The organism is Salmonella sp. SAL04202, from assembly GCF_046550775.1.
Lineage (GTDB): Bacteria > Pseudomonadota > Gammaproteobacteria > Enterobacterales > Enterobacteriaceae > Salmonella > Salmonella enterica.
Window position 1 is genome coordinate 524,936 of record NZ_JBGDXK010000002.1, and the last position, 13,826, is coordinate 538,761.

Sequence of the window (13,826 nt, forward strand, 5' to 3'; positions counted from 1 at the left end):
TAAATGCCGCATATCGATCGGGAAGCCCCCGACAGCCGCAGTGAGAGGCAGCGGCCAAAATATAAGTATGCCCTCGCTTTAAATGTCGACAGCTATACCGTCGACACCAATCAAACGAATAAGTGTGGATACCGTCTTATGGAGCAAAACCCGCAGTCACAGCTGAAACTTCTTGTCACCCGTGGTAAGGAGCAAGGCTATCTGACCTATGCTGAGGTCAATGACCATCTGCCGGAAGATATCGTCGATTCAGATCAAATTGAAGATATCATCCAAATGATCAACGACATGGGTATTCAGGTAATGGAAGAAGCGCCTGATGCCGATGATCTGCTGCTGGCTGAAAATACCACCAGCACCGATGAAGATGCGGAAGAAGCTGCTGCACAAGTTCTGTCCAGTGTTGAGTCTGAAATCGGTCGTACGACTGACCCGGTACGCATGTATATGCGTGAAATGGGCACTGTTGAACTGTTGACCCGGGAAGGCGAAATCGACATCGCTAAACGTATCGAAGACGGGATCAACCAGGTTCAATGCTCCGTTGCCGAATACCCGGAAGCCATTACCTATCTGCTGGAACAGTACGATCGCGTTGAGGCTGAAGAGGCTCGTTTGTCCGATCTTATCACCGGCTTTGTCGATCCGAACGCGGAAGAAGAGATGGCGCCGACCGCAACTCACGTCGGTTCTGAACTCTCCCAGGAAGACCTGGATGATGACGAAGACGAAGATGAAGAAGACGGCGACGATGACGCCGCCGATGACGACAACAGCATTGACCCTGAACTGGCACGCGAAAAATTCGCTGAACTGCGCGCGCAATACGTCGTTACGCGCGACACTATCAAAGCGAAAGGCCGCAGCCATGCTGCCGCGCAGGAAGAGATTCTGAAGCTGTCTGAAGTGTTCAAACAGTTCCGTCTGGTACCGAAGCAATTCGACTATCTGGTCAACAGTATGCGCGTGATGATGGATCGCGTGCGTACCCAGGAACGTCTGATCATGAAGCTCTGCGTCGAGCAGTGCAAAATGCCGAAGAAGAACTTTATCACGCTGTTTACCGGTAATGAAACCAGCGAAACCTGGTTCAACGCCGCTATCGCGATGAACAAACCGTGGTCGGAAAAACTGCACGATGTCGCGGAAGAAGTGCAACGCTGCCTGCAAAAACTGCGGCAGATTGAAGAAGAAACCGGTCTGACCATCGAACAGGTGAAAGACATCAACCGTCGCATGTCTATCGGGGAAGCGAAAGCCCGCCGTGCGAAGAAAGAGATGGTTGAAGCGAACTTGCGTCTGGTTATTTCTATCGCCAAGAAATACACCAACCGTGGCTTGCAGTTCCTTGACCTGATTCAGGAAGGCAACATCGGTCTGATGAAAGCGGTAGATAAATTTGAATACCGTCGTGGTTACAAATTCTCCACCTACGCTACCTGGTGGATTCGTCAGGCGATCACCCGCTCTATCGCGGATCAGGCGCGCACCATCCGTATTCCGGTGCATATGATTGAGACCATCAACAAGCTCAACCGTATTTCTCGCCAGATGCTGCAAGAGATGGGCCGCGAGCCAACGCCGGAAGAGCTGGCCGAGCGCATGCTGATGCCGGAAGATAAGATCCGCAAAGTGCTGAAAATCGCCAAAGAACCTATCTCCATGGAAACGCCGATCGGCGACGATGAAGATTCGCATCTGGGTGATTTCATCGAGGATACCACCCTCGAGCTGCCGCTGGACTCTGCCACTACCGAGAGCCTGCGTGCCGCCACTCACGACGTTTTGGCTGGCCTGACCGCTCGTGAAGCGAAAGTGCTGCGTATGCGTTTCGGTATCGATATGAACACCGACCACACGCTGGAAGAAGTGGGTAAACAGTTCGATGTTACCCGCGAACGTATCCGTCAGATCGAAGCGAAGGCGCTGCGTAAACTGCGCCACCCGAGCCGTTCTGAAGTGCTGCGCAGCTTCCTCGACGATTAATTGTAAATATGTGCATAAGCCCTCCATCGTGAGGGCTTTTTTATTAAGGAAATCTGGCAATGCAGCAAGGATACTATTCTCTCCCCGCCCTTCTTTCCGCTCTCGATGCCGGGAAAAAAGTGAAATATCTGTGGTTCTGGGGTCATCAACCTGCCGCGAATAACGAAATTACCGCCTCTTGCTTTAGTCAGTGGTGGCAGGGTTCACCTTTTACCTATGATGGTATAACTTACGCCACCGCAGAACACTGGATGATGGCAGGAAAAGCGCGGCTGTTTAACGACAGTAAAACACTTGCCAGAATTCTGGCAGCGGCAACCCCGGCTGAAGCAAAAAAGCTGGGGCGACAGGTGACAAACTTTGATGAACAACGCTGGCAAGACTGCTGCTTTGAGCTGGTCAGTGAGGGGAATTATCACAAATTTAGCCAACATTCGGCATTAAAAACATTCTTGCTAAATACGCAGCCTCGCATTCTGGTTGAAGCCAGTCCGGTGGATAAAATCTGGGGAATTGGCCTTGCAAAAGATCATCCCCATGCCGGTGTGCCATCTCACTGGAAGGGGAAAAATCTGCTGGGATTTACGCTTATGGTAGTCAGAGACCGTTTGGCGGAAGAATAAATCCGTATCTGTGAGGAGCGGTGCTTTGCCCACTCATAACTTCGTTACACTGTACTTCACAAGCCCCGCATCACCAGCGCCTGGTCCAGCTCGTGATATGCTTCCACCAGCTTCTCAAGTGAAACGCGACTCAAACCACTCGGATTTGGCAACACCCAAATTTGCGTCGCGCCAATGGTGTGCGTTTGTTTTCCCCACTGTGTGCCGCGCTGGCTGAATCCCTGTTCAAAAGCCTGTTTACCAAGCACCGCCAGCGCCGCGGGCTGGTAGTCCTCTATCTTTTCAATCAGGTTTCGTCCGCCGCTACGTAATTCATGCAACTTCACCTCAGTCGCTTGTACCGTCGGTCGATCGACGAGTTTCGTTACCCCGCAGCGAAAATCCAGTAATTTTTCCGCCTCTTCCGGTTTCAACTGTCGATCGGTGAAACCGGCCAAATGAATAACTTTCCAAAAACGATTCGCGGGATGCGCAAACGGAAAGCCGGTATTCGCCGAGGAGAGTCCCGGATTGATGCCGCAAAAAACCACCCGTAGCCCTGGCGCCAGTATGTCCTTAACCATTATTACTCCTGAGCAATACAACGTTCTTTAAGTATAACGGGTTGAAAACACATTGTTTATAAAAACAGCACCCGCACGGTTACGGCTGGATTACAGCGTAAAGTTACATTATAATCCACCGCCACGGCCCCTTAGCTCAGTGGTTAGAGCAGGCGACTCATAATCGCTTGGTCGCTGGTTCAAGTCCAGCAGGGGCCACCAAATTTTAGCTTTAAAATCATATAATTAAGCCACTCTAAAGAGTGGCTTTTTTGTTTCTGACAGGGCTCGCCCCATACCGCTATTTACGATGCCAATAGGCTGCCGTACGTACCAGGTGTGGATCAAACCCCTTTTCAAAGCACTGACTTAAACGTTTTACCGTTTTGCCTTCGCCAGTAATCCAGATGAAATAGTCTGATTCTGGTATTGCCAGCTGCGACAGGCGCGTTTGCAATGCCTGTTCATCGCCGCCAACAACATATTCCACAGTAATATCCGTCAAATGGGCGAGATAATCGCGATATGCGGCATCCTGAATGCTCACCAGCGCGGTTACCGCAGGGCGCGCAGGCAGACGACTAAGCGATTCCAGACGACGACGCAGCGCAGGCATACCGGACTCATCGCAGACATAAACCTGACAGGCATAATCTTCCGGCACCACCAGCGAACCGCGCGGCCCGCCGATCGTCAGTGTATCGCCTTCACGGGCTTCCATTGCCCAACGGCTGGCTACGCCGCCATCGTGGATAAAGAAATCCAGCGCCAGCTCGCGACGCGCCTCGTCATACAGCGGCGTGTAATCCCTGGAGACCGGACGAATGCCCTCCCCCCAGATAATGCCTTCCTCAGTGACTGTCGGAGGCGTAAAGCGACAGCCTGGCTCAGGGAAAAAAACTTTCGTGTGATCGTCAAAGCCCAGGGAGGTGAAACCGTCCAGCGCCTCGCCGCCAAGTACGATCCGCTGAAATCCTGCGCTAATACGTTCTACCCGCAGAACGGTCAGCTCGCGAAAACGCAGTTCATTACGAACACGCTGTGGATAGCGTGCGGATGATGTCGTCATTTTTTGCCTTCGTGAAGTAATACGATATATCTAAATTAAAGTTTTAAATGATAATGATTGTTAATCAGTAAAAATGCAACTGTTTTTTGATAGTGTTCTGGCAACGCGTCGCTAACTATAACCTTAGAATAAAATGTTATAAATTAATAGATTATCGCAACAATGGCTTTTACCCTTGCTAAAACCCATCATTTAGATATAAATTAGATATATCTAAATAAGCAGGAGGCAATGATGCAAAATCAACATGAAGGGTGTTGCAAAAACCGGGATCATAAGCACGACGGCTGCTGTAAAGATCGAGAACATCAGCATGAAGGCTGCCATAGCGCGCATCAGCATGAGAACGCCAGTTGCGGCGGCGAACACCGTCACGGACACGGCTGTGGTCGTCATGGACAGGGCGGTGGTCGACGTCAGCGATTTTTTGGCCACGGGGAGCTTCGGCTGGTCATTCTTGATATCCTGACCCGGGACGCCAGCCACGGCTATGAACTGATTAAAGCGATAGAAAACCTGACGGGGGGCGGCTATACGCCAAGCGCTGGTGTGATCTACCCTACGCTGGATTTTTTACAGGATCAGCAATTTATCACGATTAGCGACGAAGAAGGCGGGCGGAAAAAAATCGCGATTACCGCGAACGGCGCGCAATGGCTTGATGAAAATCGCGAACACCTGACGCATATTCAGGCGCGGCTAAAAGCCCGTTGTGTGGGCATGGAGTTACGTAAAAATCCGCAGATGAAGCGGGCGCTGGATAACTTCAAGGCCGTGCTGGATCTGCGGATAAACCACAGCGATATCAACGACGCGCAAATCAAACGCATTATCGGCGTGATTGATCGCGCGGCGCTGGAAATCGCCGAACTGGATTAAGCGGGCTGCGTGTCCTCTTCGCGGACGCGGAACACGTTAACCAGCTCTTTTAAATGTAACGCCTGTTCGTTCAGCGACGCCGCGGCGGCAACAGACTCTTCCACAAGGCAGGAGTTTTGTTGCGTGGCGGCGTCAATCAGGCCAATCGCGCTGTTAATCTGCGAAATACCGTCAGTTTGCTCGCGGCTGGCCTGCCCAATCTCACGTAATATCACATCCATCTCTTCGACGTTATCCACCATACCATTAATCAGGGCGCTGGCTTTCTCCACCAGGTGCATCCCTTCCTGAGTCTGACTGGTTGAATCTTCAATCAAATTACGGATTTCACTGGCTGACGAGGCGCTCTTTTGCGCCAACTGGCGAACCTCTCCGGCGACAACGGCAAAACCACGTCCATGTTCGCCCGCGCGCGCCGCTTCAACCGCCGCGTTCAGCGCCAGAATATTGGTCTGAAAGGCAATGGAATCAATGATATTGATGATATCCGACATACGATTTGCCGTATCGTTAATGACGCGCATTTTCTGCGTCACTTGATTCATCATCTCCCCATTGTTTTTCACTACGCTGGCGGCGCCGGCAGAGAGTTTGGTCGCTTCACTGGTATGATCGGCTGTGTTTTTAACCGTGGCGGTAATCTGTTCCATCGACGCCGCCGTTTCTTCAACCGAGCTGGCCTGTTCTTCCGTACGCGCGGCCAAATCCTGGTTACCGGCGACAATTTGCGCCGCCGCCGTGGAGATACTCTCTGAACCGTTTTGCACTTCCTGTACGATATCCAGCAGACGCGTTTTCATCGCCATTAATGCTTGCAGTAGTACGCCTGTTTCATCTTTATAGTCGGTGGTGATATGACGAGTCAGATCGCCATCGGCAATCGCCTCGGCAAAGCGTACTGCGTCATCAAGCGGCCGGGTAATAGAACGCACAATATACCATCCCATTACGCCTCCGGCGGCGATGCTTATCAGCGCCAAAGTGATTAACAGCGTCCGATTATTTTTAAAATCCTCTTTGACCTGCACGCTCGCTTCATGCATCTGCGCGTCCTGAACAGCGATAAGCTCCTGAACTTTATCCTTATAGACCTTTTGCACCTGCACCGTTCTGGTCATCATCTCCTGAATGGCCGCCTGACGATTATTGCTTTGAATATCTTTCAAAATACGGAATCTGGACTCCAGGTATTGCTGGCGCGCTTCACGGATCTCATTAATGATTTTCTGTGAATCCGCATCGTGACTATTTTCCCTGGAAAGCTCATCCAGTAACGCCGAAATGCGCTGGCTTATCTCACTGAGTTCTTTCTGCGAGCTCTGGCTCCAGCGCCCCTCTTCATCCAGTAACATGAGCTGCTGCGCGATGATGAAATCATTAAAATTATCGATTAACAGATTGGCTTTTACCGTGGTGGGATAATCATTGGTAATAATGTCCTGCATACCCGTATTAGCCCGATCAAGGCTAAACAAAGACAGAGCGGAACTCACCACCATGAGAACAATGAATAAGCCAAAGGCCATAAATAATTTTGAACGTATTTTAATGTTATGCAAAAACATATTTTCTCCCTGGGATTGCATATCCTCATACAGGAAGATTTATCGGCAATAATGTTACTAACTTTATGATATTGATCGCTTTTTATTTCGGAACATTATTAGTAAGTAATATTTATTGTTCACAGAAAGATGAACCAAAAGTGACATAAATTGGCACTAATAATGAAAGAAATACGCTAAAAGGTTAACCATTTCTTATTTATTAACTGAGTTTATACCTATTAATAGGTAGGCAAGGGAGAAGGAATAAATATCACATTATTTTTAACATCACAGGCCACTGATACTCTCTATGATGGCAGGCACCGCCTTCTATCAGAGCGCATCCGCCCGGTAAGTTTGTTGCTACCGGGCGGATGTCATTACCGTTGCGACCTACAAATAAACTTAATGCAGTACCGTGACCGCATCCTCCAGCCGGCTGGCACGGTGTTTTACCATTGCGGAGACTTGTACGCTCTCTTCCACCAGCGCCGCATTTTTCTGGGTTATGCGGTTCAACTCGTCCACGGCGCGAGTCAGACTGGAAAGCCCATCTGTCTGTTCCTGCGTCGACTGACTGATCCGTGCGATAAGCAGGGTGACATTTTGCACCTGGGCTACAATATCATCCATGGTACGGCCTGCGGCGTGAACCTGCTCGGAGCCTGACTGCACCTTTGTTGCGCTGGCATCAATTAATTTACGAATATCGTTCGCCGCGTTAGCGCTGCGGCTGGCAAGATGGCGTACCTCGCCAGCAACCACGGCAAACCCTTTCCCCTGCTCGCCCGCTCTCGCCGCTTCTACCGCCGCATTCAGCGCCAGGATATTCGTCTGAAAAGCGATATCGTTAATTAGCGTGGTGATCGTCCCGATACGTTGCGTACTGTGAGCGATATCATCCATCGTTTTAATCACCGTATCCATCGCCTCACCTCCCTGAGTCGCCGCGCTACTGGCCGCCAAGGAAAGCTTATCCGCAGCGGAAGCCGTCTCGGAATTGAGCTTCACGGACTCCGCCATCTGGTTCATGGTCGTTACCGTTTCCTGAACATTCTCCACGGTCTGACGGGTGTGTTCGTTCAGATCATTGTTACCCTTCGCCAGCCTTTCACTGCCGTTTCTGACGCTGGAAACCTGACTTGATACGTCATTGATCAGCCAGCGGCACATCAAGCCAAGCTGCCCCACGGCCCTCAGCGTCAGCCCCAACTCATCGCTACGATTAAGATGTTGTACGCTGTTGCGTTCGCCGGTCGCCACTTTCAGCGCCTGCGTCGCCACATTTTCAATGGGACGCACAATTTGCCATTCAAATAGCGCCGTACCTGCCAGCATCGCCAACGCGCCCAACAGCAACGCCTGCCATGACGCATCCGTACCGAACAGCGCCAACGCCAGCATTACGGCCATTAGCCCCATAATACTACGCACTCGCCAGCGAACAGGCATAGCGGGTAGTTTGCCCAGCAAGCCCTGACGAACCACCAGGCCTTTATGAATACGTTTACTACACCGCCCTTCATTTAGCGCCTGATATAAAGGCTCGACGGCGGCAATCTCATCATCCGTGGCGCGGGTACGGATCGACATATATCCCGTCACACGCCCTTCACGTATCATCGGTACCGCGTTGGCCCGCACCCAATAATGGTCGCCGTTTTTACGCCGGTTTTTCACAATGCCGCTCCACGGTTCGCCCTGTTTTAGGGTGTACCACATATCTGCGAAGGCAGCTTTCGGCATATCCGGATGACGCACCAGATTATGTGGCTGCGCCAGTAACTCGTTTAACTGATAGCCGCTCACCTGGACAAAAGTGTCATTGGCGTGAGTGATATAGCTTTCCAGGTCGGTCGTAGTCATCAGAGTGGTATCATCATCCAGCGGGGTATTTAGCTGGCTGACGTAGGGATGAGAAGACATGATAGCGTCCTGTGCAGGTTATCTGAATGTTAATTTTTCGCTCAGATGTTATTTCGGCGCTAATCTATTTATCTTTAGTTGTTAAAATTGCTCTGGATCGCAATTTGCGATTAATCCTTAATATTTGTACGATTTTCACCTCATCCTGCGCCTTATTTTCATTATGAAATTGTTTAGCGTGGACAACCTTTTTCTTTAAAATCTGCCCTGGCTCACCTTTTTCTCACGCTGCCGCTAACGCAACACACCGTAAACCGTAAAACAAGATCTGCTCAAAATGCATCCAATTGTTAACACATGACATTAAATGTTGTGTAAATGTGATTATTCCTGGTGTTTATCCCGATTTTCACTATGGGCTTAGACCCCCGCTAATCCCTGCAATACTTAATTCAGTATCATGTGATACACGGCCCTCTGGAGCTCATTTTGAACAGGTTACCTTCCAGCGCATCGGCTTTGGCCTGTAGCGCGCACGCACTGAATCTCATCGAGAAGCGAACGCTAAACCATGAGGAAATGAAAGCACTAAACCGAGAGGTCATTGACTACTTTAAAGAGCATGTAAATCCAGGATTTCTGGAATACCGGAAATCTGTTACCGCCGGCGGGGATTACGGAGCCGTAGAGTGGCAAGCGGGCAGTTTGAATACGCTTGTCGACACCCAGGGGCAGGAGTTTATCGACTGTCTTGGGGGGTTTGGCATCTTTAACGTGGGGCACCGTAATCCTGTTGTGGTATCCGCCGTCCAGAATCAACTCGCAAAACAACCTCTCCACAGCCAGGAGTTACTTGATCCCTTGCGGGCGATGCTGGCAAAAACGCTGGCGGCGCTGACACCGGGGAAACTCAAGTACAGCTTTTTCTGTAACAGCGGCACCGAATCCGTCGAAGCGGCGCTAAAACTGGCAAAAGCGTATCAGTCGCCGCGCGGCAAGTTTACCTTTATCGCCACCAGCGGCGCATTTCATGGCAAATCATTGGGCGCGCTCTCCGCCACGGCCAAATCCACCTTCCGCAGACCCTTTATGCCTTTACTGCCGGGCTTCCGCCATGTGCCGTTTGGCAATATCGACGCGATGAGCATGGCATTTAGCGAAGGCAAAAAAACGGGCGACGAGATAGCAGCCGTGATTCTGGAGCCTATTCAGGGTGAAGGCGGCGTGATCCTGCCGCCGCAGGGATACCTGACAGAGGTACGTAAGCTCTGTGACGAATTCGGCGCGCTGATGATTCTGGATGAAGTACAAACCGGCATGGGGCGTACCGGCAAGATGTTTGCCTGTGAGCACGAAAATGTGCAGCCTGATATTCTGTGTCTGGCGAAAGCCCTGGGCGGCGGCGTGATGCCGATTGGCGCCACCATCGCGACTGAAGAGGTGTTTTCGGTTCTGTTCGACAACCCCTTCCTGCATACCACCACTTTTGGCGGTAATCCGCTGGCTTGTGCTGCCGCGCTGGCGACCATTAACGTCCTGCTGGAGCAAAATCTCCCGGCCCAGGCGGAACAAAAAGGCGATACGCTCCTGGATGGTTTTCGACAACTTGCGCGTGAATATCCCAATCTGGTACACGATGCGCGCGGCAAAGGTATGTTGATGGCCATTGAATTTGTCGATAACGAAACGGGCTACCGTTTTGCCAGTGAGATGTTCCGTCAACGCGTGCTGGTCGCTGGTACGCTGAATAATGCGAAAACAATTCGTATCGAGCCACCGCTCACGCTAACCATTGAACTGTGCGAACAGGTATTGAAATCAGCGCGTAATGCGCTGGCGGCAATGCAGGTGAGCGTTGAAGAGGTTTAAAAACGATGCCGGATGGCGCTGTGCTTATCCGGCCTGTTTTCTCCGGGTCGCGGCCTCTTTTTTGAATCCCATCACAATCACCACATTCCCCTTTTCCCTTTTATCTCGCGACGGCTACAGTAGTAACTCATCCGACCACATAACAATAATTTTACATACTGGATACGCTTATGAGCTACCCGTCGCTGTTCGCCCCGCTCGATCTGGGCTTTACTACTCTCAGAAACCGTGTGCTGATGGGATCGATGCACACGGGTCTGGAAGAACATCCTGATGGCGCTGAGCGCCTGGCGGCATTTTATGCCGAGCGCGCACGACACGGCGTAGCGTTAATCGTCACCGGCGGTATTGCGCCCGTTCCCTCCGGGGTCGTGATGACCGGCGGCGCGATGCTGAACGACGCCAGCCAATTAACGCCTCACCGCGTGGTGACCGATGCCGTACATGCGCAAGGCGGTAAAATCGCGCTGCAAATTCTGCACACCGGACGTTACAGCTATCAGCCGCACCTGGTCGCGCCGTCGGCAATTCAGGCGCCAATCAACCGCTTTATGCCACATGAACTGACGCATGATGAAATCTTGCAGTTAATCGACGACTTCGCACATTGCGCGCAGCTGGCGCGGGAAGCAGGCTACGACGGCGTAGAGGTGATGGGATCAGAGGGCTATCTGATTAATGAATTTCTCACGCGGCGAACTAACCATCGCGATGACGAATGGGGCGGCGACTATACCAGCCGTATGCGCTTCGCGGTTGAGGTAGTACGCGCGGTACGCCAGCGGGTAGGGAACGACTTTATTATTATCTATCGCCTGTCGATGCTCGATCTGGTGGAAAATGGCGGCACGTTCGACGAAACGGTACAACTGGCGCAAGCCATTGAAGCCGCAGGCGCAAGCCTAATTAATACCGGCATTGGCTGGCATGAGGCGCGAATCCCGACCATCGCCACGCCAGTACCGCGTGGCGCCTTTAGCTGGGTGACACGGAAACTCAAAGGTCATGTGTCGGTTCCGCTGATCGCGACCAATCGCATTAACGATCCGCAGGTCGCCGAGACGATCCTGACGCGCGGCGATGCCGATATGGTGTCGATGGCGCGTCCCTTCCTTGCCGATGCTGAATTCCTGACTAAAGCGCAATCCGGACGCGCAGATGAGATCAATACCTGTATCGGCTGTAATCAGGCCTGTCTGGATCGGATCTTCATCGGCAAAGTGACCTCCTGTCTGGTGAACCCGCGCGCCTGTCACGAAACCCACATGCCGATAACGCCGGCCATACGCAAAAAGAACCTGGCCGTTGTCGGCGCAGGCCCGGCGGGGCTGGCTTTCGCGATTAACGCCGCGTCGCGCGGCCATCATGTCACGCTGTTTGACGCTCAGAGTGAAATTGGCGGTCAGTTTACTATCGCCAGGCAGATCCCGGGCAAAGAGGAGTTTTATGAAACGCTGCGCTACTACCGTCGAATGATCGATGTTACTGGCGTTACGCTGAAACTGAACCAACGGGTGAACGCAGAGGATCTTCAGCCGTTTGACGAAGCGATCCTCGCCTGCGGAATAGTACCGCGCCGCCCGCCGATAGACGGTATCGATCATCCAAAAGTATTGACCTACCTGGAGGTATTGCGCGATAAAGCGCCGGTTGGTAAGCGAGTGGCGATCATTGGCTGCGGCGGGATCGGTTTTGACACGGCCATGTATCTGAGCCAGCACGGCGAATCCACCAGCCAAAATATTGCTGAATTTTGTACGGAATGGGGAATTGATACCAGCCTGCAACAGGCAGGCGGTCTGCGCCCGGAAGGCCCGCGCCTGGCACGTAGTCCACGGCAAATCGTCATGCTGCAACGCAAAGCCAGCAAGCCGGGCGAAGGGTTAGGTAAAACCACCGGCTGGATCCATCGCGCGACGTTACTGGCGCGCGGCGTGAAGATGATCCCGGCGGTCAGTTACCAGAAGATCGACGACGACGGATTACATCTCTTGATCGGCGGCGAACCGCAGTTGCTGGAAGTGGATCATGTGGTGATCTGCGCCGGACAGGAACCTCGCCGCGAGCTGGCGGACCCGTTACGCGCCGCAGGTAAAACGGTACATCTTATCGGCGGATGCGATGTCGCGATGGAGCTGGATGCCCGACGGGCGATTGCCCAGGGCACCCGACTGGCGCTGGAGATTTAACGACTTTACCTGATGGCGCTGCGCTTATCGGGCTTACGTCGTCATACCGGTTTTATAGGCCGGTATGACGCTTGAGCGCCTTATCGACGGCGCCCCTGCTTCACCGCTTTCAGAATAACAAATTTATTGTTGGTTGCTACCGTCGCACAATTACCGAAAATCTTCTTCAGCTTGTGGAAATAGTCCAGATGGCGGTTCGCCACAATATACAGTTCGCCGTTGATTTTCAGGCAGCGGCGGGCATGATGGAACATCTCCCAGGCGATATTATCCGTCAGCGCATGTTTCTGGTGGAACGGCGGGTTGCAGAACACAGCGTTAAAACGGAACGGCTCCACGCCGGAGAGCGCGTTGTTGATCATAAATTCGCAGCGTTCGAACGCTTCCGGCAGGTTCGTTTCTACATTCAAACGGCTGGAATCTACCGCCATCGGCGATTCATCGACAAATACCACTTTCGCCTGCGGATTTTTCGCCAGTAAGCTCAGGCCAATCACCCCATTGCCACAGCCAAGATCGACAATCTCCCCGTCGAGGTTTTCCGGCAAATGCTGCATAAAGAAGCGCGCGCCGATATCCAATCCGGTACGAGAAAACACATTCGCGTGGTTGTGAATCGTCCAGCCTGTATCTTCCAGTTTCCAGCTTAGCGTTTGCGGCGCGTCGGCCAGTTGCGGATGACTGAAGGTACAGTTAATCAGGCGCGCTTTCTTCCACGCCAGCGTCGTCGTGGTTGGGCCCAGCACTTTTTCAAACAGTTCCAGCGTAGAGGTATGAATATCACGCGCTTTCGCGCCGGCGATAATACGCGTTTGCGCCGTAACGACCTTACGCAAAGCGCGTAACTGCTGTTCCAGCAACGCCAGTGTTTTCGGTACTTTAATCAATACCACGCCCGGCGCCTGCGGGTAGTCAGCGGTACTGTCGAGAAACGTTACGCTGGACTCCGCGATGCCGTTATGGCGTAAATTCTCTCGCGTACCCAGTTCGCTTAAATACGAATCGCCAATACTGTATGGCGAATGCTCCGCCAGCGCACAGCTTAGCGCGCCAAACGTATCATTCAGGATCAGCACCGGGCCGCGAATTTCCGTCTCATCCAACTGTTGCAGCAGATACTCATCGGCCGCCTCCCACGCCAGAAGCGGGTTAACATCATCCGTTTGCGGAAAACGTTTCAGCGTCAGTGAACGGAAACCGTCGTCTACGTGGCTCATTAGGCCTCCTGAATGGTAAAATTGCGGCGTTATCCCTGA

At 52.2% G+C, this 13,826-nt stretch carries 10 protein-coding genes and 1 tRNA gene; 6 read left to right on the forward strand and 5 right to left on the reverse strand.

What is annotated here, in order from left to right:
• Positions 1–3 precede the first annotated feature (3 nt).
• Both rpoD and ACLJQJ_RS12835 read left to right on the forward strand, forming a co-directional pair.
• Positions 4–1,986 (forward strand): RNA polymerase sigma factor RpoD, encoded by a 1,983-nt coding sequence (gene rpoD / locus ACLJQJ_RS12830; protein WP_001120159.1) that lies wholly within the window; start codon positions 4–6, stop codon positions 1,984–1,986.
• A 59-nt stretch (positions 1,987–2,045) separates the two neighbouring features.
• Positions 2,046–2,609, forward strand: coding sequence for an NADAR family protein (locus ACLJQJ_RS12835; RefSeq protein ID WP_063809374.1), 564 nt, complete (start codon positions 2,046–2,048; stop codon positions 2,607–2,609).
• A gap of 56 nt (positions 2,610–2,665) precedes the next feature.
• Here the strand turns inward: ACLJQJ_RS12835 and mug are convergent, their stop codons facing one another.
• Complete coding sequence (gene mug, locus ACLJQJ_RS12840) at positions 2,666–3,172, reverse strand: G/U mismatch-specific DNA glycosylase (protein WP_000237780.1); 507 nt, start codon at positions 3,170–3,172, stop codon at positions 2,666–2,668.
• Between the two features lie 125 nt (positions 3,173–3,297).
• Here mug and ACLJQJ_RS12845 point away from each other — a divergent pair.
• Positions 3,298–3,373: transfer RNA gene (locus ACLJQJ_RS12845), tRNA-Ile, on the forward strand.
• A 79-nt stretch (positions 3,374–3,452) separates the two neighbouring features.
• Here the strand turns inward: ACLJQJ_RS12845 and ACLJQJ_RS12850 are convergent.
• Entirely contained in the window at positions 3,453–4,220 is a 768-nt protein-coding gene (locus tag ACLJQJ_RS12850) for a siderophore-interacting protein (protein ID WP_063809373.1), read from the reverse strand.
• 231 nt (positions 4,221–4,451) lie between these two features.
• Between ACLJQJ_RS12850 and ACLJQJ_RS12855 the strand changes: the two genes are divergently transcribed.
• Positions 4,452–5,099 (forward strand): PadR family transcriptional regulator, encoded by a 648-nt coding sequence (locus ACLJQJ_RS12855; RefSeq protein ID WP_000983434.1) that lies wholly within the window; start codon positions 4,452–4,454, stop codon positions 5,097–5,099.
• On the opposite strand, the gene ACLJQJ_RS12860 is transcribed toward ACLJQJ_RS12855, so the two are convergent.
• Together ACLJQJ_RS12860 and ACLJQJ_RS12865 are read right to left on the reverse strand one after the other, a co-directional pair.
• The gene (locus ACLJQJ_RS12860) at positions 5,096–6,664 is read right to left on the reverse strand and encodes a methyl-accepting chemotaxis protein (RefSeq protein WP_000478462.1); all 1,569 of its coding nucleotides are present in this window, start codon (positions 6,662–6,664) and stop codon (positions 5,096–5,098) included. The genes ACLJQJ_RS12855 and ACLJQJ_RS12860 overlap by 4 nt on opposite strands.
• A gap of 387 nt (positions 6,665–7,051) precedes the next feature.
• Positions 7,052–8,572, reverse strand: a complete 1,521-nt coding sequence (locus ACLJQJ_RS12865) for a PAS domain-containing methyl-accepting chemotaxis protein (protein WP_063809372.1) — start codon at positions 8,570–8,572, stop codon at positions 7,052–7,054.
• 429 nt (positions 8,573–9,001) lie between these two features.
• Here ACLJQJ_RS12865 and ygjG point away from each other — a divergent pair, with 429 nt between their 5' ends.
• Both ygjG and ACLJQJ_RS12875 read left to right on the forward strand, forming a co-directional pair.
• A complete protein-coding gene (gene ygjG / locus ACLJQJ_RS12870) occupies positions 9,002–10,381 on the forward strand; it encodes a putrescine aminotransferase (RefSeq protein ID WP_001520281.1) in 1,380 nt (459 codons plus the stop codon).
• Between the two features lie 170 nt (positions 10,382–10,551).
• Positions 10,552–12,570: an NADPH-dependent 2,4-dienoyl-CoA reductase gene (locus ACLJQJ_RS12875; RefSeq protein ID WP_000121533.1), complete on the forward strand. Its 2,019-nt coding sequence runs from the start codon at positions 10,552–10,554 to the stop codon at positions 12,568–12,570.
• Positions 12,571–12,650: 80 nt separating this feature from the next.
• Here the strand turns inward: ACLJQJ_RS12875 and rlmG are convergent, their stop codons facing one another.
• On the reverse strand, positions 12,651–13,787 hold the full coding sequence (rlmG, locus tag ACLJQJ_RS12880) for a 23S rRNA (guanine(1835)-N(2))-methyltransferase RlmG (protein ID WP_063809371.1): 1,137 nt from the start codon (positions 13,785–13,787) through the stop codon (positions 12,651–12,653).
• Between the last annotated feature and the right edge of the window lie 39 nt (positions 13,788–13,826).

What these genes read in the sequence shown, in the direction of transcription:
- rpoD (WP_001120159.1), top strand. Translation starts at nt 4, where the DNA reads ATGCCGCATATCGATCGGGAAGCCCCCGACAGCCGCAGTGAGAGGCAG.
- ACLJQJ_RS12860 (WP_000478462.1), bottom strand. Translation starts at nt 6,664, where the DNA reads ATGTTTTTGCATAACATTAAAATACGTTCAAAATTATTTATGGCCTTT.
- ACLJQJ_RS12865 (WP_063809372.1), bottom strand. Translation starts at nt 8,572, where the DNA reads ATGTCTTCTCATCCCTACGTCAGCCAGCTAAATACCCCGCTGGATGAT.
- ACLJQJ_RS12875 (WP_000121533.1), top strand. Translation starts at nt 10,552, where the DNA reads ATGAGCTACCCGTCGCTGTTCGCCCCGCTCGATCTGGGCTTTACTACT.
- ACLJQJ_RS12835 (WP_063809374.1), top strand. Translation starts at nt 2,046, where the DNA reads ATGCAGCAAGGATACTATTCTCTCCCCGCCCTTCTTTCCGCTCTCGAT.
- mug (WP_000237780.1), bottom strand. Translation starts at nt 3,172, where the DNA reads ATGGTTAAGGACATACTGGCGCCAGGGCTACGGGTGGTTTTTTGCGGC.
- ACLJQJ_RS12850 (WP_063809373.1), bottom strand. Translation starts at nt 4,220, where the DNA reads ATGACGACATCATCCGCACGCTATCCACAGCGTGTTCGTAATGAACTG.
- ACLJQJ_RS12855 (WP_000983434.1), top strand. Translation starts at nt 4,452, where the DNA reads ATGATGCAAAATCAACATGAAGGGTGTTGCAAAAACCGGGATCATAAG.
- rlmG (WP_063809371.1), bottom strand. Translation starts at nt 13,787, where the DNA reads ATGAGCCACGTAGACGACGGTTTCCGTTCACTGACGCTGAAACGTTTT.